The sequence below is a fragment of the Hymenobacter sp. CRA2 genome, assembly GCF_002007105.1.
GTDB lineage: Bacteria > Bacteroidota > Bacteroidia > Cytophagales > Hymenobacteraceae > Solirubrum.
Map to the genome: position 1 here is coordinate 123,618 of NZ_MVBC01000009.1, position 18,858 is coordinate 142,475.

Annotated in this window: 18 protein-coding genes; 7 read left to right on the top strand and 11 right to left on the bottom strand. The window is 63.6% G+C overall.

What is annotated here, in order from left to right:
* The first annotated feature begins 212 nt into the window (after positions 1 to 212).
* Together B0919_RS15155 and B0919_RS15160 are read left to right on the top strand one after the other, a co-directional pair.
* The gene (locus tag B0919_RS15155; RefSeq protein ID WP_078013129.1) at positions 213 to 533 is read left to right on the top strand and encodes an STAS domain-containing protein; all 321 of its coding nucleotides are present in this window, start codon (positions 213 to 215) and stop codon (positions 531 to 533) included.
* A 195-nt stretch (positions 534 to 728) separates the two neighbouring features.
* Entirely contained in the window at positions 729 to 1,028 is a 300-nt protein-coding gene (locus B0919_RS15160) for a KGG domain-containing protein (protein WP_078013130.1), read from the top strand.
* Positions 1,029 to 1,168: 140 nt separating this feature from the next.
* Here the strand turns inward: B0919_RS15160 and B0919_RS15165 are convergent, their stop codons facing one another.
* The 3 genes from B0919_RS15165 to B0919_RS15175 all read right to left on the bottom strand — a co-directional run bounded on the left by B0919_RS15165 (position 1,169) and on the right by B0919_RS15175 (position 3,562).
* Positions 1,169 to 2,062, bottom strand: a complete 894-nt coding sequence (locus B0919_RS15165) for a cyanophycinase (RefSeq protein ID WP_078013131.1) — start codon at positions 2,060 to 2,062, stop codon at positions 1,169 to 1,171.
* 475 nt (positions 2,063 to 2,537) lie between these two features.
* The gene (locus tag B0919_RS15170; protein WP_078013132.1) at positions 2,538 to 3,086 is read right to left on the bottom strand and encodes a hypothetical protein; all 549 of its coding nucleotides are present in this window, start codon (positions 3,084 to 3,086) and stop codon (positions 2,538 to 2,540) included.
* A gap of 32 nt (positions 3,087 to 3,118) precedes the next feature.
* Positions 3,119 to 3,562, bottom strand: a complete 444-nt coding sequence (locus B0919_RS15175) for a RidA family protein (RefSeq protein ID WP_078013133.1) — start codon at positions 3,560 to 3,562, stop codon at positions 3,119 to 3,121.
* A 100-nt stretch (positions 3,563 to 3,662) separates the two neighbouring features.
* On the opposite strand from B0919_RS15175, the gene B0919_RS15180 reads away from it, so the two are divergent.
* Both B0919_RS15180 and B0919_RS15185 read left to right on the top strand, forming a co-directional pair.
* Positions 3,663 to 4,460: an energy transducer TonB gene (locus B0919_RS15180; RefSeq protein WP_078013134.1), complete on the top strand. Its 798-nt coding sequence runs from the start codon at positions 3,663 to 3,665 to the stop codon at positions 4,458 to 4,460.
* Positions 4,461 to 4,545: 85 nt separating this feature from the next.
* Positions 4,546 to 6,090: a DNA integrity scanning protein DisA nucleotide-binding domain protein gene (locus B0919_RS15185; RefSeq protein ID WP_078013135.1), complete on the top strand. Its 1,545-nt coding sequence runs from the start codon at positions 4,546 to 4,548 to the stop codon at positions 6,088 to 6,090.
* A gap of 226 nt (positions 6,091 to 6,316) precedes the next feature.
* Here the strand turns inward: B0919_RS15185 and B0919_RS15190 are convergent, their stop codons facing one another.
* The gene (locus B0919_RS15190) at positions 6,317 to 7,321 is read right to left on the bottom strand and encodes an MBL fold metallo-hydrolase (protein WP_078013136.1); all 1,005 of its coding nucleotides are present in this window, start codon (positions 7,319 to 7,321) and stop codon (positions 6,317 to 6,319) included.
* A gap of 75 nt (positions 7,322 to 7,396) precedes the next feature.
* Entirely contained in the window at positions 7,397 to 7,915 is a 519-nt protein-coding gene (locus B0919_RS15195; protein ID WP_078013137.1) for a DUF4442 domain-containing protein, read from the bottom strand.
* Positions 7,916 to 8,042: 127 nt separating this feature from the next.
* On the opposite strand from B0919_RS15195, the gene B0919_RS15200 reads away from it, so the two are divergent.
* On the top strand, positions 8,043 to 8,552 hold the full coding sequence (locus B0919_RS15200) for a hypothetical protein (RefSeq protein WP_078013138.1): 510 nt from the start codon (positions 8,043 to 8,045) through the stop codon (positions 8,550 to 8,552).
* Between the two features lie 2 nt (positions 8,553 to 8,554).
* Here the strand turns inward: B0919_RS15200 and B0919_RS15205 are convergent, their stop codons facing one another.
* The 4 genes from B0919_RS15205 to B0919_RS15220 form a co-directional block, all read right to left on the bottom strand.
* On the bottom strand, positions 8,555 to 9,037 hold the full coding sequence (locus tag B0919_RS15205; protein WP_254846590.1) for a PPC domain-containing DNA-binding protein: 483 nt from the start codon (positions 9,035 to 9,037) through the stop codon (positions 8,555 to 8,557).
* A gap of 195 nt (positions 9,038 to 9,232) precedes the next feature.
* Positions 9,233 to 10,477, bottom strand: coding sequence for a hypothetical protein (locus B0919_RS15210; protein ID WP_139362157.1), 1,245 nt, complete (start codon positions 10,475 to 10,477; stop codon positions 9,233 to 9,235).
* Between the two features lie 21 nt (positions 10,478 to 10,498).
* Positions 10,499 to 11,254 (bottom strand): hypothetical protein, encoded by a 756-nt coding sequence (locus B0919_RS15215; protein ID WP_078013141.1) that lies wholly within the window; start codon positions 11,252 to 11,254, stop codon positions 10,499 to 10,501.
* A gap of 93 nt (positions 11,255 to 11,347) precedes the next feature.
* Positions 11,348 to 11,911, bottom strand: a complete 564-nt coding sequence (locus B0919_RS15220; protein WP_078013142.1) for an RNA polymerase sigma factor — start codon at positions 11,909 to 11,911, stop codon at positions 11,348 to 11,350.
* 213 nt (positions 11,912 to 12,124) lie between these two features.
* Between B0919_RS15220 and B0919_RS15225 the strand changes: the two genes are divergently transcribed.
* Together B0919_RS15225 and B0919_RS15230 are read left to right on the top strand one after the other, a co-directional pair.
* On the top strand, positions 12,125 to 12,850 hold the full coding sequence (locus B0919_RS15225) for an FkbM family methyltransferase (RefSeq protein WP_078013143.1): 726 nt from the start codon (positions 12,125 to 12,127) through the stop codon (positions 12,848 to 12,850).
* Positions 12,851 to 12,861: 11 nt separating this feature from the next.
* Positions 12,862 to 13,422, top strand: a complete 561-nt coding sequence (locus tag B0919_RS15230; RefSeq protein WP_078013144.1) for a hypothetical protein — start codon at positions 12,862 to 12,864, stop codon at positions 13,420 to 13,422.
* 55 nt (positions 13,423 to 13,477) lie between these two features.
* On the opposite strand, the gene B0919_RS15235 is transcribed toward B0919_RS15230, so the two are convergent.
* Both B0919_RS15235 and B0919_RS15240 read right to left on the bottom strand, forming a co-directional pair.
* Positions 13,478 to 15,076 carry an aldehyde dehydrogenase family protein gene (locus B0919_RS15235; RefSeq protein ID WP_078013145.1) on the bottom strand — a complete coding sequence of 533 codons (1,599 nt, stop codon included), beginning with the start codon at positions 15,074 to 15,076 and terminating at the stop codon, positions 13,478 to 13,480.
* 174 nt (positions 15,077 to 15,250) lie between these two features.
* Positions 15,251 to 18,835 (bottom strand): pectinesterase family protein, encoded by a 3,585-nt coding sequence (locus B0919_RS15240; RefSeq protein WP_078013146.1) that lies wholly within the window; start codon positions 18,833 to 18,835, stop codon positions 15,251 to 15,253.
* Positions 18,836 to 18,858 lie beyond the last annotated feature (23 nt).

Consider the following 18,858-nt stretch of genomic DNA (forward strand, 5'->3'; position numbering starts at 1 on the left):
GCACGGAACATGGTTTGTCAAATTACGGACCAGTCAGTATTTATACCTAGCCGGTAAAATAGGGGTTTACCCGGGGCGCGGGTTCAGATAAGCTCGGTAATTTTGATGTACCCCGTTGCACAAAACTCAGCCAACAAAGTGTAAATTGGCCGTTATCAGCTTTTTGTGCTGCGCGAGTATTTCCTGCCCCTCTCTCCACTACCACTGAAAACATGCTTAACAACCCCTCCTCACCCCAGGTAACTGGCGCCGTGCACTTCGATGTCAACGTCGCCGACCCCGTGCAGCTGGCCCGCCGCCTTACCCGCACCGCCCCCGCTCACCAGCCGCCCGTGCTGCTCATCGACTGCCGCGACGTGGCCTGCCTGCGCACCCGCGGCGTGGGCCACTTTGTGGCGCTGCTGCTGCTCATCCAGCGCACGGGCGCCCGCCTGCTGCTCCAAAATGTGGGCACGCCGCTGGCCCAACTGCTGCGCCTGCTCCGCCTCGACGACGCCTTCGGCGTGGGCCGCGCCGCCCGCGTATCCGCCTAAGCTCGGCGCCTCCCTATTTGTACGTACTCTCCCGAACCTAAACAGGCGAGGCTCATCCGTACAAAGGCGTAAAATGACTTATTCCGACATTTTTTAGGCCGATTACCTCGGCTTTTATTCCCACCCAGCCGTTAGAGCCGGGAGGGAAACGCAGCTTCTCGTTCTCCTTTCCACAACCAACCATCTTTTTTAGCTATGGCAGCGAACAACCAAAACACGCGCGGCGGCTCATCGGCCCAACACGCACAAGCCGGCCGCATGGGCGCCGAAGCCCGCAACACCCAACAAAGCAGCAACCAGAGCCGCACGCAGAGCAACACCAGCAAGCGCGGCTTTGCTTCCATGGACCCGGAAGAGCAGCGCCGCATCGCCTCGGAAGGCGGCAAGGCCTCGCACGCCAGCGGCCGCGGCCACGAGTGGACCTCCGCCGAAGCCCGCGAAGCCGGCCGCAAGGGCGGCCAGAGCAGCAACCGCACCAAGGCTCAGCAGAAGTAACCGCCCGCTAACGGGTGTATCCAGATTGCTCCACCAGGCAACCTTACCCCTACGGTTCACTTGCTGAGCTATGAAAACAGACGGCCCCCGGAGACTACTCTCCGGGGGCCGTTTTGCTTGGGGCGCGCAGCGCCGGGCGGTTAGGAGTACATCTGCTCCAGCACCGGAATGACGTAGCGCTGCCCGCGGGCCAGCAGGTGCAGGTGCAGGTCGCGGATAGAAAACACTTCGCCGGGCTTGATTTCGTGGATGGTGTTGCCGTTGCAGTGCAGCCCGTCTACCACCACAACCAGGCCGTTGCCCACCACTTCTATGTCCTTGCCGTTGGTCACCACGATGCCCGTGTCCTCTTCCAGCCCAATGCCGATGCAGCCGGGGTTGGTGGCAATGATCTGGGCCATGCGCACGATGCGCCCGCGCTTCACAAAGTGCGTATCGATGGCCACGTCGTGCATGAACTGCAGGCCGGTGGTGATGTGGATTTCGTCTTTCTGGTAGCCGGCGTCGTTGCGGCCCTGGTAAATCATGGGCGTCGACATGGCGGCCGCTCCCGCGCTGGTCCCGCCGATAACGAAGTGGCTTTCGGTGTAGCGCTGCTTGATGCGCTTCAGAAATTCCGTGCCACCCAGAATGGCGGTGAGGCGCAGCTGGTCGCCGCCGGTAAACATCATCCCGGCCGCTTCATCGAGCAGGCGCAGGTTTTCCTCGGTGTCTACCTCGTCGCGGGAGCGGATGTCGAGCACTTCCACCCGCTTCAGGCCCAGGTCGGTGAACACCTTCACGTAGTCCTGACCCGATTCCACGGGCTCTTCCGAGGCCGTCGGAATTACCAGTACCGGCCCGTCGCCGCGCAGCTCGTCCACGAAGCGCTGTAGTATGATGTCGGAGGCAAACTCGTCGTATTCGCTTTCTTCCTGGGACTTCTTGTTAACGTCCTTTTGCTCGTGGCCGCCGATGGCAATAAGCACCCCTTTGGGCGGGGGGCAGCTGCTGGCCCCGCTGTGCGACGAGGAGCCTTTTTCTCCGTTTGACATCCTGGATTTCTTCTTGGTAGGCATACCTGATTATGGCAGATGTGTAGCGGCAGTAATTAGTACGCCCATTGGCGGGGCGCGGATGTAAGCCGCCGGCACTTCTGTTCTACGCTAAGCCCACGTATTTAGTCAGCTAATAATTTGTACTCAACGAGTTATTTACCGGCGCGAGGCAACGAAATAACGCCTGACAATTTAATCGGATATAAAAATTACGTGTTTTAACCACGCGGTATTTCCGTATTTACCACTGCCCACCGCCAGCCGCTTGCACGTTAAAGACAGCGAGTCCGATGCCCTTTCATCGAGTTGCGGCGGGGTACTACTCCTTACCTCAAGGGGCATCCGGGCTAAGCCTGCGGCCTTGTGCCAGGGCTTCCCGCCGTGGGTTGTGGGTACTCGTCATGGTACCAAACAAAAGACAGGGCCCCGGCACTATGCTGGTGGCCCTGCTTTGTTTTCTGGCGGCTACGATTCAGCAACCCGGATAATAGCTCAGCCGCTCGTAATCCTCTCGTTCAAGCTTCAGGACTTGCATACGGCCGCTGGTTAGTTCAGCCCGAGTAAAATAGCAGCGAAAAGCATCATCTACTGCTTGGCCTGCAAGGCGCGGAAACACATTACCGCCGCCGTTGGGATGCCGTTTGCCCAAGTTCTGATACGTAGAGTTGCAGACAAAATACCGCATCTTCTTGGTGCGCTCTGCGGTAAGCTTTTGGGCCTGCAGAAATTCAGCTAACCGCTTTTTTTCCTCTTCGCTCAGATGAGGATTATCGGTTACGAAGTGCTTTATCTCCGCCGGCACTGACGGATCAAATATCAAAAACTTACTGATCCGACAGAGGTAGCGCATCGAGCCGTTGCGGTTACGAGCCACGATGTAGCGAACCATCCGGTACTTGTAAGTATCACTGGCGGGAAACTCATAGACTCGGTGGTTCTGCAAGGAGTCCTCGCCGCCTTGATTACCAGGCACTGATATGACTAACTCATTTTCTTCTAATTCCAGGGTAGCTAGGCACATGTTGTAGCAGTTAAGTTGAGCCTTATGACATTCTACCGCTCCCCTACCCAGGCCACGCACTTCAGCTCGATGGCAATGGGCGTGGGCAGGCAGTTGATTTCGACGGTGGTGCGGCAGGGCTGGTTGGTGGCGAAATACTGGGCGTACAGGCGGTTGTAGGTGGCGAAGTCGTCCTTCATGTTGGTCAGGAACACGGTCACGTCCACCAGGTCTTCCCAGCGGGCCCCGGCCTCCTCCACGATGTAGCGCACGTTCTGAAACACGGCGTGGCACTGGCTTTCGAAGTCGTAGCGCAGGATGTTGCCGTCCTCGTCCAGCTCCACGCCGGGAATGGCTTTCTGCCCGCGCTGGCGCGGGCCCACGCCCGAGAGGAAAAGCAGGTTGCCCACGCGGCGGGCATGCGGGTAGAGGCCCACTGGCTCGGGGGCGCGCGAAGAGTTCAGGGCCGACGGATCGGTAGTGGCGGGAGAGGTCATGGGCCGAAAATAGCCGCTTTTTCCTAGCTTCGGCTGAACCAGTACGCCGCGTGGTCCGGTTGTTGAGAGCAGGCCCGCGCTTCACCTTACGCTGCTTTCTATGCTCCGCTCCGCACGCCTGGCCCTCGTAGTGGCCGCCCTCGGCCTGGCCGCCGCCCCCGCTGCCGAGGCGCAGAAAACCAAGCTGAAGTACCCCAAGCAGTCGGCACCCGACGTGTACGACGCCACCGAAAAGCCCGCCGAACCAGTGGGCGGCGCGCAAGCGTACGCCGATTACCTCGGCGACAAGCTCAACTACCCCACCGCCGCGCTGCGGGCCGGCGTGCAAGGCACCGTGGAAATTACCATGGTGGTAGAAAAAACCGGCGCTACCTCCAACTGGCAGGTGACCAAAAGCCTCTCGCCCGAGTGCGACGCCGAGGCCCTGCGGCTGGTAAAAGCCGGCCCGCGCTGGAAACCCGCCGAGCACAAGGGCGGCGTGGTGCGCCAGCGCGTGACCTTGCCCGTTACATTCCAGATTCCGGCCGGTAGCGAAGGCGCCAGCGCCGCCACCCAGCCCGGGGCCGCCCCGGCCGCCGACGCCGGCCCCCAAACCGTGTCGCCCGATGAGCCGGCCCGCCCCGTCGGCGGCACCGATGCGTGGTTTGAGTGGGTACAGAAGGAGCAGAAGTACCCGGCCCAGGCCCGGCAGCGCAAGGTGGAAGGCAAGGTGCTGATGGAGTTTTTCATCGAGAAAGACGGCTCGCTTTCCAACATCAAACCCGTTAAGCGTCTGGGCTCTGGCCTCGATGAAGAAGCCATCCGCATCGTAAAAGCCAGCCCAAAATGGGAGCCGGCAAAATATAAGGGGCAGCCTATCCGTCAGAAGATGGTACTACCCATCCTCTTTCAGCTTTAGGTAGTCCCTGCTCGCTGTATTCGCCGAAACATTTCGGGGCGCGGCGGGTACTTGTAGCACCATTCCGCCCCTATACCGCCGCGCCATGTTCAGCCCCCTGCCCGTCGTCTCGCCGCACGCCATCATTGTGCCGGCAGCCGCCGAATATACCATCTGGCCTTATCAGCACCGCTTTCAGCAGGCGGCCCAGCACATGGCGGAGGGCATTTTCGACGACCTCGACGCCGAGTTGCAGCCCCAGGTGCTGCTCATCGGCATTCCGCTGGAGGGCGGCGCGGCCGTGTGCCTGGAGCCCGACACCTGCGGCCTGCCGCCGGAGGCTTTCAACGGCGTGGTGGCGCGCGGGCAGTACCTGCGCCGCACTGAGTCGGATACCTGGCCTTCGCGCGAGGGCGACACAGCCGAAATCCGGCGGCGGCGGCACGAGTTCAAGGGCATCAAAATGGCCGTGCAGGAAGTGCTCGACGAGCTGACGCCCCGCAACGGCGCCCGGCGCTCCTTCTCGGGCTGGCCGGTGCTCATCGGCGACTTTTTCGTGGTGACGGTGCTGCAGGTGCGCCGCAAGGCCCTGCGCCACCACCCCGCCCTGAAGCCTTACCGCTACTACACCGACGGCCGCCCGCTGGCTTCCTCGCTGATCGAAGCCGCCATTGCGCGCTTCAACGAGGAATGCATCAAGGCCCTCACGGAGCCTGAGCCCGGCGCCGGCCTGCTCACCCGCCCGCGCGACACCGACGAAATCGTGCGCGGCGCCGGCAAGTTTCTGATGGACACGCCCGCCCAGGCCTTGGGCCTCGACCCGGCCGGGGCCAAGCTGTTCAACGTGCTGAACACGGTGTCATCCTTGCGCTACGAGGGTACGGCCGGCGTGGGCCAGATGGTGCTGGCCCGCCGCGGCCACCCCAACGTGCAGGAAATCTTTGCCCTCACCTGCCCCACCCCGCTCAGCGACTACCGCGCCGTGCGCAAGCTTTTGCAGATGTCGACGGCCGACGTGAGCCTGCTCTCCGACGGCGAAAACGTGTACGCCCTGGGCCGCACCGTGGGCCAGTACGACGCCAGCCGCGAGGATATGTTCATCATCAGCTTCCTGCACCACTATGTGTGGGAGCTGCGCCACGACGGACAGGTGCTGGTGCGCTCCTCGTACGGGCAGCCCAGCCTGCCGCAGTCGCGCCTGAGCCGCTCGGAGTTTCGGCGGGGCCTGCGCCACACCTTCGGGGTGAACGAACCTGAGAAAGTAGAGCGCCTCTGGGACGTGCTGCTCGAAGCCAGCCGCCAGAAGCACGGCACGCTGGTGGTCATCACCACCGAAGCCCTGGCCGAAGCCGACCGCCTGAAGCTGCAGTGCACGCTCATCGAGCCGGTGCCGCTCACGCCGCTTATCACGCGCTTGGTCACCGCCATCGATGGGGCCGTGCTCATCGACCCGGAGGCGTACTGCTATTCCATCGGCGTGATTCTGGACGGCAAGGCCTCGGGCCGGGGCTCCAGCACCCGCGGGGCCCGCTACAACTCCGCCCTGCGCTACGTGGAAAGCTCGCCCTACCCCTGCATGGCCATTGTGGTCAGTGAAGACGGTCTGGTCGACATCCTGACCAAGGACACGCTGCCAAACCGACACGAGTAAGCAGCCTCCGAAGCGGAGAGTGTGCGGCGGATTTAGACTCAGGTACTGCCCGATCCGCCGTCCGCTCACCGCAGCCTCTCTACCGCTTCGTCTGCTACTGTTCAACGAAGCGGTAGAGAGGCTGCGGCGAGGCTCAGCATGACCGACCGTTCTGGAGTTTTCAGATACGTCCTGGCAGCATTTCTGGCGCCATCCACGCACGCTCTTAGCGCCCGCTGCTACCCGGCTACCGCTCCCACCAGCGGGAACTGAAGCCCGTAGGTGCTACCTCTGTAGGCGCGCCAGGCGTGGGCAGCAGTAACGAAATGCCCGCATCCTCGGCCAACCGCTGGACCTGCTCTACCGGCTCGCGCCAGCTGTGGAAAGCCAGGTTGAACGTGCCCCAGTGCAACGGCAACATTACCCGCCCCTGCAGTGCCCGATGCGTCGCCAGAGCGTGCGCGGGGCCCATGTGAATATCCGGCCAGTTAGCGCCGTACGCCCCGATTTCCAGCATCGTCAGGTCGAAAGGGCCGTATGTGGCACCGATTTCGGCAAAAACGGCCGGCATCGGGCCGGAGTCGCCACCGAAGAACACGCGGTGCCGGGGCCCCTGCAGCACGTAAGCTGCCCACAGCGTTTCGTTGCGGTTGGTGATGCCCCGCCCGGCAAAGTGCCGCGCCGGTACCGCCGTGATGGTCATATCAGCTGCCAGCGGTACCGAATCGGTCCAGTTCAGCTCGTGAATCAGGGGCGGGGCAAACCCGGCACCGGCAAAGTACCGGCCCACGCCCAGCGGGCAGAACACCGGCACGGTAGGCTGTAGGCGAGCCAGCTGGCGCAGGGTGGCCGGGTCGAGGTGGTCGTAATGGTCGTGCGACTGCACAATGGCGTCGAGCGGCGGCAAATCGGCCAGGGCCAGCGGCACCGGAAAAAAGCGTTTGCCAAAGCCCAAGGGCATGGGCGAGGCGTACGGGGCCCACATGGGGTCGGTGAGGATGCGGCGGCCATCAAGCTCTAGCAATACCGTGGAGTGGCCCAGCCACGTCACGCGCAGGCCGCTGGGCGGGGGCGTCCGGTACGCGGCCGTATCGCCGCGAAACGGCGGCAGGGCTGGCTTGGGCACCCGCTCCTCGGGACCAGTGAGCAGCTGACGCAGCGTGGAAAAGGTGCTACCTTCCAGGCCAACGGCCGTGGGTACAGGATTGACAAACTTGAGGCCGTCGCGGCGGGCGCGCTGAAGCAGAGACATGGCAGCGGATGTGGTAAAACGCAAGTAGCCGGGCTACTCACGCGCTGACGCTCAAGCTACCGAAATACTTTGCCGCTAGGCCCGGTTTTTAGCCCGAAACGACCACGTGATGTGAAACACGGCCACCACATCGCCGCTGGCGTCGCGGCCGGTGCTGGTGGCGCGTACGGTGCGGCCCTCGCCGGTGGCCCGGCTTTCGGCAATGGCCTGCGCAATGACCTCACCGTCGGTGCACTCGAAGGCTACGCGCGTCACGGCTTTCTTGTGAAACGAGGCCTCCATACCCACAACCAGCATGGACACGGGCGCGCCGGTGCTGGTGTGCATCATGGCCAGCACGCCGGAAGCCATTTCGGCGGCCATGCTCTGGCAGGCGAAGTAGATGCTGCGGAAGGGATTCTTAGTGAGAAACTTAAACGGAACCGTAACCGTGGCCGCGCCAAACGAAAGCTGCTGCACGCGCACGCCGGCCAGACCGGCTGCCGGCAACTGGCTCAGCAGGAACACCCGCTGCTTAAGCGGATCGAGCAGACGGCGCCGGAAAGCGGCCAGCTGCGGAGTATCGGCGGGGGCGTTGGCGGCGGGTTGGGACATGGCAGTAGCGCAGGAAGGATGAGGCGGCCTAAAGTAGCGGAAATAGTCGGCATGCCGACTACCTTATTCCCGCGTTCCGCATTTTGCGTTACCTTTCGTGGAGCTGCTGTTCCTTAGTTCCTTGCCGATGTTTTCCTTGTTTCGCTCCAAATCCGCGGCGGTTGATACAGCGCTGGTAGATCAGCTGATTGCTTTCGTGCGCGGCACGGGCCTGGAGGTACGCGAAGCTCCTACCCCCGCTGATACCTTTTTGCCGGGCCTACTGATTGAGCAGGGCCAGTTGGTGGTCGACCGTCGCCGGCTGCGCTATCCTGGCGACATTCTGCACGAGGCTGGCCACCTGGCTGTGGTGCCCGCGGCCGAGCGGGCCGGTTTGGGCAGCAACATCGCGCATTACCGCACCGAGAGCGAGGCGCAAGGCGACGAAATTGCTGCGCAACTCTGGAGCTACGCCGCCATCCTGGCTATTGGCCTGCCCGCCACCGTGGTATTTCACTCCGAGGGCTACCACGGGCACAGCGAATGGCTGACGGGCTCTTACGCAAGCGGCGTGTATCCAGGCTTGCCGCTGCTGGTGTGGATGGGCCTGACGACTGCCGAGAGCTTTCCGCAAATGACGCGCTGGCTGCGGGCCTGAGGCTACTTACCGGGCTTGCGCCGGGCTGCAGGCTTCTGCGGCACCGCCGGGTACACGGTCAATTCGCGGTAGCCAAACGTGGGGTCTTCTTCGCGCCGAAACTCTACATCTTCCAACACGCCCAGCACTATTTCGGCCGTGGTGTACACCAGGTTGCCATCGAGCAGGTGGCCGCCAATGGTACGCCCGGTGGAATCGGCCACGGACAGGTGCAGGTGGCTACCGCTTTCGGCCAGCGTACCCACCAGCGACACGATTTCGAAGTGGCCGCGGTACACGGTCGGTCCTTCCTGATTGGCTAGGCGCAGCGTTAGCTGCGTGAGGCTGCCGACGCAGGTGAGCACGGCCGCGGCGCGTAAGTGCTGGGCCTGCACCACGGCGATGAGCTGCTGCCGCAGGTCCTGGCCCGGCTTCAGGCGTAGCGTGAGCGTGTGCATGCGCGAGGGCTGAACGGCGACGGAGGGCACTACAGGCGGGGTACTCATGGAAGACGATTGGGCCCGGGCGGCGCCCGCAACTAACAACGCAGCGGCCAGTAACAAAAAACGCATGGGCCAAAGATAGCCGCTGCTACCTGCTCCAAAACCAGAAAAAGCCGGTTGCAGCCGGCTTTTTCCCTTCACTCCGGTCCTCCCCATCGTTGCAGCGATGCTCGGTCCGGCAAAATCGTATGGGTAGCGTTAGCGGTTGAAGCTCACGCTGCTGTAACGGGTTTTGATGTTCACGTTGCCGGCCGGTCGGGCCTGCACCGCTCCGTATTGGCCCTGCATTTCGGTAAGCGAAGGGCTGCTTTCCTCGCTGCGCACCTTCACCAGCCGCTTATCAATCAGCAGCTTGCCGTTGGCTGAGTTCACGTCGAAGTTGAAGCCCGCGTTGTCGGGGAAATTCAGCAGGATGGTGCTGTACCCGCCGTCGAGGTTGATGCGGCGGAAGTTCGGGCCGGTGGTGCGCACCTCGAAGGCGGGGCAGTATTGCACCTTCATGTCGAGCTGCTCGGCCACTTTATCGATGCTGAAGCGCGAGTAGCCGGTGGAGCCTTGCAGGGTGTACACGGTGCCCACGTTCACGTCGCCGTACTTGCTGGCCACGGCCAGGCTCTGCACCGTACCCAGGTCGATGTCGGAACCGTTGTTGCGCAAATCCACCGTCTGGCCTTCTTCCAGGCGCAGGCGTGAATGGTTGGCCTCGATGGTGGCCTGCCGGGCATACTGCACGGCGGCGGCCCCGTTGTTGATGCGCACGCTGTTGCGCGGGCCTTCCAAGCGGCCGGTGCGCAGGCTACCGTAGCACACGCTCAGGTCGGCGGCGCCGGCCAGGTCGCCGGTCACGCTCACGTCCCCGAAGGAATTTTTCACCTTCAGCGGCGTATTGGCCGGCATCCAGATGGTGTAGTTGATTTCGTAGAGACGCTGGCGGCCCCAGCACTCCCGCGGCATCTGGCCTAGCTTGGTCTGCATCAGTACGCCGCCCTCGGGGGCCGGTTGCTCCTGCAGCAGCACCTGGATCATGTCCAGCAGTTGCTGGGCCTTGCCGTCCTCGTCGGCGCGGGCCACGATGTCCACCTCGGCTTTGATTTCACGGCGGCTCCAGGTGTTGATCTGCACGCGGCCGTAGCGCGTGTCCACCGTGAGCGGGCGGCCGTTGGCTGCTTTGAAGGAGCGGGTAATCCGGCGCGTCTTTTCCGCCGCCAGCGTACTGCTGCTTGGCTCGGGTTGGGCGGTGGTCTGCTGCCCGTCCTGCTGCTGTTGCTGGAAGCGCGGATCGGTGGTCTGGTCCCAGTAATAGTCGGCCTCGGGGCAAGGCTGCGCGTACCTACCGGCCGGCTGGGCGACGCGGCGCTGGGCCGCGGCCGGACCCACTGCAGCAGCCAGCAGCGCTGACAGCGTCAGCGCGCCGTGCATCAGGTGACGAATAGGGGAAGACATAGCGGGTGGGAAAAGCAAGGGTTACTTGTCTTCGGCGAGCGTGTAGGCGTCGTCGTGGTACTGCCGGATCTGCTCGCGGGTGCGCAGCTGCTGATTCAGAATATCCAGGCGGATTTGCAGGTTGCGGTTCATGGCATCGAGCACGGCGTCCGGATCGGGGTTCTGGTACAGCTCGGTGCGCAGCTGCCGGTAGGTGGAGTCCAGGGCTACCAGTTCCTGCTTCCAGTCGGCGGCCTTGGGCATGGTGCCGGGAACCGCGGCGGCGTCCACCTGCTTCAGTTCGTGCTGTTTTTCCACGATTTGCGAGGCGTAGTAGGCCTCCATACGGCGCACGGCCCCGGCCAGGCGGCGGGCCGCCGCGTTGCTCGATACGGGCATGGCGTCGGGCGAGCCGAGCATATCGGCTACGGCTGCGGGCTGCTGCTGCAGCGCGGTGGAGAGTTCCGTGGCGGCCACCGGCGCCGAAGCGGCGGTTTGGTCGGCACGGCGCAGGCCGTAGCCGCCGGCTACCAGCAGCAGGGCTACCGCAGCGGCCGCGGCGTAGCGCTGCCAGCCGAAAATGGAGGTGGCGGGGGCGCTGCCTTCGGGAACAATAGTAGTGGAGGCGGGTGCAACAACCGGGTTCAGCGGCAAGACGTGGGTGGGCGTCTCGTCCTCGTCGGCCGGCGCATCCAGGCGGGCTTCGATGGCGTCCCAGAGGTCGGGGCGCGGCTCGAAGGCGTCGAAGTCGGCGCGGTGGCGCTCGACAAAGGCCTCAAGTCCGGAGTTGGGTTTCATAACAGTCATGATCTTTCGCACGGGGCTTCCCGCGGCCGGAGCGCTGATTGGGTGGGGCGCTGCCAAGGGGCCGCTACTGATGAAATTCGGTAATTACAGTCCTTGCTCGTGGGCCAGCTCCAATAGCTTTTTGCGGGCCCGGCTGTACTGCGACTTGGAGGTGGATTCGGTGATGCCGAGGATGGTGGCTATTTCGCCGTGGTCGTAGCCTTCGAGCAGGTACAGGGTCAGCACGAGGCGGTAGCCGTCGGGCAGCTCCTGAATGCAGCGGCGCAGCACGTCGGCCCGCCACTGTACGTCGTCCTGCTCGCCGGGGGTTACGGCGTCTTCCGAGGCGGCGCCGTCGTGCTGCTCGGCCAGGGGCACCAGCTGCAGGCGGCGGTTGCGCAGGCAATTGATGCTCTTGTTGATGACGATGCGCTTGAGCCACGAGCCGAACGAGGAGTCGCCCTTGTAGGTGTGCAGTTCGCGGAAGGCGCTCAAGAACGACTCCTGGAGCACGTCTTCGGCCTCGGCGTAGTCGCCGGTGATGCGCAGCGAGGCGTTGAACATGGCTTTGGCGTAGCGCTTGTAAATCTCGGCCTGGGCGCGCCGGTCGCCGAGGCGGCAGCGCTCCACCAGCGGAGCATTGATATCAACGTAAGCAACGGCTTCCATAGGCGCAGCAGTTGGAGAGGTCAGCGAATCACTAACGGTGGAGGGGGGCGGATAAAGTTCAGACATCGGCGGCAGATTTTCTACTCCTCTGACCATTAGCACCTCAAAGACCCGGGCCCTTATAGCAGGGTTGCACGGCAGGCCAACACCGCAGAAGCGGCGGCTTTTTACCAACTTTAGAGCCGTTTTGCTTTTGCCCCCTGCCGCCCGGCCATGAAAGAAGTGCTCAAAGCCATTATCAAGCGTCTGCCCATCGCCTTTACCAAGAATCAGCAGTACGACGAGCAGACCCGCGCCGTGATTAAGCGCGTGTGCCGCCCCGAGTCGACGTGCATCGACATCGGCTGCCACAAGGGCGAGGTGCTGGACCTGATGCTGGCCGCGGCTCCGCAAGGGCGTCATTTCGGCTTTGAGCCCCTCCCCGACCTATACGCCGAGTTGAAGCGTCGCTACGCCGACACGGGCAAGGCCCAGATCCTGAATGTAGCGCTGAGCAACGCTACCGGCACGGCTACTTTCAACTACGTCATCAGCAACCCCGCCTACAGCGGCCTGCAGAAGCGCACCTACGACAAGCCCGACGAGCAGGACACCACCATCGAGGTGCAGACCGATTTGATGGACCGCGTCATTGCCGACACCCAGCGCGTGGATCTGATTAAAATCGACGTGGAAGGCGCCGAGCTGCAGGTACTGGAAGGCGCCGTGGAAACGCTGCGCCGCACGCGGCCAGTTGTCATCTTCGAGCACGGCCTGGGCGCCGCCGACTGCTACGGCACCCGCCCCGAGCAGGTGTACGACCTGCTGACGGAGAAGGCCGGCCTGCGCGTATCGCTGATGAAGCGCTGGCTGCGTCAGGAGGCGCCGTTTACCCGTCAGGAGTTCGTGCAGCAGTTCGAGCAGGGCAAGAACTATTATTTCATTGCCTACCCGGCCTAACTATCCTAGACATGAACCGTGTATTTCGCGCGGCTACGCTGATGGCAATGCTCCTGGGCGCAGGCCTGAGTAGCTGCAACAAAATCGACTTTGGCCCCGACGAGGGCTACACCGAGAAGGACTCGTCCAACCAAAGCACCGGCGCGGTGGATAACTCCGACTGGACCAGTGACAAAGACTGGAAGAAGGAGGAAAAAGAGCTGTTCAAGGATAGCGGCGTAGATTTGAGCCAAGGCCAGCAGGGCGGTGTGGGCACCCTTAGCTTCTACCCCAATGCCTGCGCAAGCGTCGGGGCTTTTACCATCCAGAGCGTGTCCGTTCCCCTGCCGCCGGTGTTACCGCTGCCGCCGGTGTACTCGCTGCACGGCCGCCTGGCCGTTGTTGATAAAAAGTACCAGGTCCTCTCCTCTTCAAACTTCGAGCTGCAAACCGACCGGCCCCTAATGCTCCGCCTCGACTTCAGCGACGGCAAGTTCAAATCCGGCACGCTGTACCGCATGTACTACATCCTGTACGACGACAGCAAAACGCTTTTCCTGAAAGGCCACGGCGACATCAAGATTAAGAAATAAGAAAACGCCCCGCAGCTAGTAGCCGCGGGGCGTTTTGCTTAGGCATCGGCCCGGCTTAGATATCGAATTTGATGCCTTGCGCCAGCGGCAGCGCGGTGCCGTAGTTCATGGTGTTGGTTTGCCGGCGCATGTACACTTTCCAGGCATCAGAGCCGGATTCGCGGCCGCCACCGGTTTCCTTTTCACCGCCGAAGGCCCCGCCGATTTCGGCGCCCGAGGTGCCGATGTTCACGTTGGCAATGCCGCAGTCGGAGCCGGTCTGCGAGAGGAAGGCTTCCGTCTCGCGCATGTTCAGCGAGAAGATGGCCGAGGACAGGCCCTGGCGCACGCCGTTTTGCAGCTCAATGGCATTGTCGACCGTGCCCGAGTACTTAATCAGGTACAGGATGGGCGCGAAGGTTTCTTCCTGCACGGTGTGGTAGTCATTCCGAGCCTCTACCAGGGCGGGCTGCACGTAGGTGCCCGTTTCGTAGCCCGGACCGCTGAGCACCTCACCGCCGGTGAGCAGCGTGCCGCCTTCCTGCTGCACGGCTTCCAGCGCCTTGGTGAAGCCCTGCACGGCGTCGGTGTCGATGAGCGGGCCGACGAGGTTGCCCTCCTGCAGCGGGTGACCAACCGGCAGCTTGGGGTAGGCCGAAAGCAAGCGCTGCTTCACGTCCTCGTACACATCTTCGTGCACGATGAGGCGGCGCGTGGTGGTGCAGCGCTGGCCCGCGGTGCCCACGGCCCCGAAGAGCACGGCGCGGATGGCCATGTCGAGGTCGGCGTGGGGAGTGATGATGATGGCGTTGTTGCCGCCCAGCTCCAGCAGGGCCTTGCCGAGGCGGGCCCCCACCACGGCGCCTACTTTCTTGCCCATGCGCGTGGAGCCCGTGGCCGATACCAGCGCCACGCGCTCATCGGCGGCCATCAGCCCACCGATTTCCGCGTCGCCCACGATGACGTTGAACACGCCTTCGGGCAGCTCGTTTTCGCGCAGCACGTCCTTGATGATGTGCTGCACGGCTACGGCCACCAGCGGGGTTTTCTCCGAGGGCTTCCAGATGCTCACGTCGCCGCACACGGCCGCGAGCATGGCGTTCCAGCTCCACACGGCCACGGGGAAGTTGAAGGCCGAAATGATGCCTACCAACCCCAGCGGGTGGTACTGCTCGTACATGCGGTGCGCCGGACGCTCGGAGTGCATCGTCAGGCCGTGCAACTGGCGCGAGAGGCCCACGGCAAAGTCGCAGATGTCAATCATTTCCTGCACTTCGCCCAGACCTTCCTGCAGGATTTTGCCCATTTCGTAGCTCACCAGCTTGCCCAGCGGCTCCTTGTACTCGCGCAGCTTGTTGCCGATCTGGCGCACGATTTCGCCGCGCTTGGGCGCGGGCACCAGGCGCCAGGTTTTGAAGGCCTCCTGCGCCGTGATGACTACCTGCTCGTAGTCCTGGGCCGTGGCCATGCGCACCTGAGCAATGAGCTTGCCGTCGGTAGGCGACGAGATGCGGCGTACCTGCCCGTTATCAGCGCCGCCCCACTGCAAACCGGTGCTGTAGGCCGCGTTGGTGTCCTGAATGCCCAGCTCGCGCAGCACCTCACGGATGCCGTGATGGTCGTGGTCCTGTACGTCGGTGCCGGTGGCGGTAGCTTCTTCGATGGCTAGTTTCATGGGTGGGAGTATTGGGGGATGAAAGCAAGGCACTTGCCGGATGGCAAAGCTAGCGAATTAGGTGAGTGGGCGCGTGCCGCCGCGCAGCCGGTGCCCAGGCCGTAAATACAAAACCCGCCCCGCTGGCCAAGCCAACGGAGCGGGTTTTGGGTAAGCCCAATCGGCCGAAGCCTTTTACTGGCGCACGATGCGGCGCGTGTCGGTGCCGCCCTCCGTAACGGCGCGCAGCACGTACACGCCGGCGGGCAGCTGGCGCAGATCAAGCGCCTGCCGCGTGGTGCCCGCTGCCACAGTGCGGCGCGCTACCACCTGGCCCACGGCGTTGAGCACGGTCAGCTCCACGGCTTTGTGGTAGCCGCTCAGCTCCAGCGTGAGCTGGCCATCGGGCGTGGGGTTGGGGTACACCGTCAGCGAGGAGCTGGCCAGCGGCTTGCTGGTGGCCGTCACCGTCAGCGTAACCGACGCCTGCGAGGCGCAGCCGCCAGCGCCCGTCACCACTACGGTGTAGGCGCCGGGTTGCGTGTTGCCGTTGGCCGTGTAGGTCTGGCCCGTAGCGCCGCTGATGGCCGTACCATTCAGGTACCACTGATTACCCGTAGCCGACGAGCTGGTCACGACTACCACGCCGGGCGTGGTATAGGCTACGCTCACCGTCGGCCGTACCGGTGTTGGGTTAATCGTTACCGTGGCGGTGCTCGTCACGGCGGCGCACGCGCCGCTGGCGGCCACCGTGTTGGTCACGGTGTAGGTACCAGCGGTGGAAGTGCTCAGGTTGATGGCACCCGTAGCAGCGTCAATGGTCAATCCTGTGGTCGAGGAGAAGGCACCAGCCGTGGCACCCGTAGTCAGCGCAGGCGTTACCGTGCCGGTGGTGCCCGCGCAGTAAGAGGCAGTGGCCGGGTAGCTGAAACCAGCCGTAGCCGGCGCCGTGATGGTTACGGTAAACGTGCCCGTAACGGCCGCGCACGCGCCGCTGGCCGCTACCGTATTCGTCACGGTGTAAGTGCCCGGCGTGCTCAGGCTCGGCGAGATGATGCCGGTCAGCGCGTTGATGACCAGGCCCGAAGTCGAGGAGAACATGCCGGTGCTGGCGCCCGACGCCATGACCGGTGCCACAGCGGTAATCTGCGAGGTGCAGTAGCTGGCACTGGGGTAGCTCAAGCCGGCCGTAGCGGGGGCCGTGATGGTCACCGTGGCCGTGCTGCTGCAGGTAGCACCGGCGGTGTAGGTCACGGTGTAGGTGCCGGGCGTCGAGGCGGCCAGGTTGATGGCGCCCGTGGTGGCATCCAGAGTCAGGCCCGTGGTCGAGGCGAAGGTACCGCCCGTGGTGCCCGTTACCGTGGGCGTGGGGTTGGTGCCTGATTGACAGAACGCGGCGGGCGCGTAGCTGAAGGCAGCGTTGCAGGCCACCGGCGTTACGTCCTCGCCCTTGAACATCACGTCCTTGAGCAGGGCGTAGCGGCCCGGGCTGCTGGTGCCCGCACCGAAGTACACGCGTACCGTCAGCGTTTGGCCTGCGGTCAGGGTGAGGCCGCTGGTGCCGGTGCTCAACGGGAAACGGTACACCGTGGTGGGTCCGCCGGTCTGGTTGTTCAGAATGACGGGCGCATTGAAGGCGCCGTAGTTGGCGGCCGGCAGAGAAGCCGAACCGACTTTGCCGCCCGTGGGAATGTTGGTGGAGTCAGCCGTGGTGAAGCCCGTGAGCGAGGTCACCAGCGCCATGCGGCCGTTGGAAGAGTTGTAGAAGGCGGCCGTCATCTGCAGCGTATCGAGGCGCAGCGTGCGCCCGGCCGCGGCCGTGATGGTAAACTGCTCGTAGAAGCGGCGGTCGAGGCTGGCGCCCACCGTTACCGGGGCCGCCGGCGTGGCCGCCGTCGACCAGGAGCCGGCCGCAATCGGGGCCGAGGCCTGCCCGAACTTGCTGGAGTAGCCGCGGATGGCCGCTACCGTGGAAGCATCCGATACGGCCAGACGGTGCAACAAGGTGGTGCTGGGCACTACGCCCGCCGCGCGCACGGCGGCGCTGTCCTGGGCCGACAGCTTGAAGGGCCACCACTGCAGCGGCGCCGTCACCACCTGCATGGCATTGGTCTTGGTGCCCGTCACAGTTACTGCTACGGCGGTAGCGCCAGCGCTGGTGTGGGTGATATCACCGGAGTAGGTCCCGACGGCGGCGGCATTCAGCCGCACGCTGATGGTGGTAGCGCCCAGCGTGTTGTTGGCCGGCGTCAGCACCAGCGGGGCGGCGCTGGTGTACCAGTTCGTGCCGTTGTTGGCCGATACTTCGTAGCCCGCGGGCGGCGTCACGGTCACGTTGTCGGTCAGGTTCACGCCCGACAACGTGTAGGTCTGCACGGCCGAAGCCCCCACCTGATACTGGGCAAATGCCCCCAGGCTGGCCGGAGCCGTAACGGTGGGCACGCTCGATACCTGAATAGTTTCGGTGGTGTGCGTGGTCAGGCCGTTTTTGGAGGCACGCAGGTAGTAGTAATACGCCGTGCCGGCGGCCGGCAGCGCGTCGGTGGTCTGGAAGTTGACGAGCGAGTCGGTGGCAGCCGTCGTCTCGTAGACTTTGCTGAAAGTTGTGTTATCCGAGGAGCGGAACAGCTCGTACTTGATCTGCTCCATGGCCCAGCTGATGTTCCAGCTGATGCTGCTCTGCGAAGCGCCCTTCACGGCGCGGAAGTTCGATACGGCAATGTCCGGCGTGGTCGTGGTGCAGAAGCCCGTGGCCACGGCGCAGGGGTCCCAGGTGCCGAAGAGGTTGGTGCGCGAATACGCCACCGTATCGGCCGCCGCCAGCTGCCGCGACCAGCTCACGCGCTGCGTGGTGGGCATCAGGTTGCCGCTGAAGTATTTGCTCTGGAATTCGGCGTAGGTAATCAGGCTGGTGTTGGTGCCCGCGTCCCAGGTTGTCCATCCGGCCGGCTGCAGCAGCCCCGCGCCCACCGTGCTGCTGATGAACACGGTTTTGTTGGCCGCCAGCGGCGAGGAGCCGGTGGAGTTTTGCCAGGGCCGGCCCAGGAAATACTGCGTGCCGCCGGTATTGGCCGGCAGCTTGGTTTTCTTGAACACGTAGCCGAAAGTCTGGCCTGCGGGCGTGTTGGCGGCGGTGATAAACGAGCTGCCGGTGCTGGTACGCGCCTTGGCGTACACCACGCAGTTCTCAAACAAGGCCACCGACGAGCCGAAGATGAAGTCGACGTTGCCGTCGATGTAGCAGTCCTTGAAGTAGTGGCGCGGCGTACCGTTGCCCTTGGTGTACACCGTATCCTGGTTGCCCAGGAAGCGGCAGTTCTTAAACGCTGCGCGGTCGGCATTCACCAGCACCGCCACGGCCTGCGAGCCGTCGCCGAAGGAGTTTTCGAAGGTGATGTTCAGGGCCGAAAAGTCGTCGGCGCTGATGCTGAAGCTGGCCGAGTTCTGCGTGCCCAGCGTGCCGCCGCCCTGCGCCGGCGTGCTAGCGCCGTCGTCGTAGGTCAGAATGGTGTTGGCCACGCTCTCCCCTACGAGTTGCAGGAAGGGCTTGGAGCTGGGCACGGAGATTTTCTCCTTGTAGCGGCCGTTCTTGATGAAGATGGTGTAGGTCGCGGTGCGCCCAGAAGGCGCCGCGTTGATGGCAGCCTGCACCGTGGTAAAGTTGCCGCTGCCGTCTTTGGCCACCACCGCATCGTAGGCGAAGGCGCGGCCGCCGAGCAAGCTCAGCAGCATCAGACAACAAAGGGTGAGCCAGGCTCGGGGGGTAAACAAGTGGGGCATAGAGTGGGAATGAGTAGTGGGAA

Bases quoted from the DNA above. Each gene is read 5' to 3' on its own strand.
- B0919_RS15155 (WP_078013129.1), top strand. From the start codon at position 213: ATGCTTAACAACCCCTCCTCACCCCAGGTAACTGGCGCCGTGCACTTC.
- B0919_RS15160 (WP_078013130.1), top strand. From the start codon at position 729: ATGGCAGCGAACAACCAAAACACGCGCGGCGGCTCATCGGCCCAACAC.
- B0919_RS15165 (WP_078013131.1), bottom strand. From the start codon at position 2,062: ATGTCAAACGGAGAAAAAGGCTCCTCGTCGCACAGCGGGGCCAGCAGC.
- B0919_RS15170 (WP_078013132.1), bottom strand. From the start codon at position 3,086: ATGTGCCTAGCTACCCTGGAATTAGAAGAAAATGAGTTAGTCATATCA.
- B0919_RS15175 (WP_078013133.1), bottom strand. From the start codon at position 3,562: ATGACCTCTCCCGCCACTACCGATCCGTCGGCCCTGAACTCTTCGCGC.
- B0919_RS15180 (WP_078013134.1), top strand. From the start codon at position 3,663: ATGCTCCGCTCCGCACGCCTGGCCCTCGTAGTGGCCGCCCTCGGCCTG.
- B0919_RS15185 (WP_078013135.1), top strand. From the start codon at position 4,546: ATGTTCAGCCCCCTGCCCGTCGTCTCGCCGCACGCCATCATTGTGCCG.
- B0919_RS15190 (WP_078013136.1), bottom strand. From the start codon at position 7,321: ATGTCTCTGCTTCAGCGCGCCCGCCGCGACGGCCTCAAGTTTGTCAAT.
- B0919_RS15195 (WP_078013137.1), bottom strand. From the start codon at position 7,915: ATGTCCCAACCCGCCGCCAACGCCCCCGCCGATACTCCGCAGCTGGCC.
- B0919_RS15200 (WP_078013138.1), top strand. From the start codon at position 8,043: ATGTTTTCCTTGTTTCGCTCCAAATCCGCGGCGGTTGATACAGCGCTG.
- B0919_RS15205 (WP_254846590.1), bottom strand. From the start codon at position 9,037: ATGAGTACCCCGCCTGTAGTGCCCTCCGTCGCCGTTCAGCCCTCGCGC.
- B0919_RS15210 (WP_139362157.1), bottom strand. From the start codon at position 10,477: ATGTCTTCCCCTATTCGTCACCTGATGCACGGCGCGCTGACGCTGTCA.
- B0919_RS15215 (WP_078013141.1), bottom strand. From the start codon at position 11,254: ATGAAACCCAACTCCGGACTTGAGGCCTTTGTCGAGCGCCACCGCGCC.
- B0919_RS15220 (WP_078013142.1), bottom strand. From the start codon at position 11,911: ATGGAAGCCGTTGCTTACGTTGATATCAATGCTCCGCTGGTGGAGCGC.
- B0919_RS15225 (WP_078013143.1), top strand. From the start codon at position 12,125: ATGAAAGAAGTGCTCAAAGCCATTATCAAGCGTCTGCCCATCGCCTTT.
- B0919_RS15230 (WP_078013144.1), top strand. From the start codon at position 12,862: ATGAACCGTGTATTTCGCGCGGCTACGCTGATGGCAATGCTCCTGGGC.
- B0919_RS15235 (WP_078013145.1), bottom strand. From the start codon at position 15,076: ATGAAACTAGCCATCGAAGAAGCTACCGCCACCGGCACCGACGTACAG.
- B0919_RS15240 (WP_078013146.1), bottom strand. From the start codon at position 18,835: ATGCCCCACTTGTTTACCCCCCGAGCCTGGCTCACCCTTTGTTGTCTG.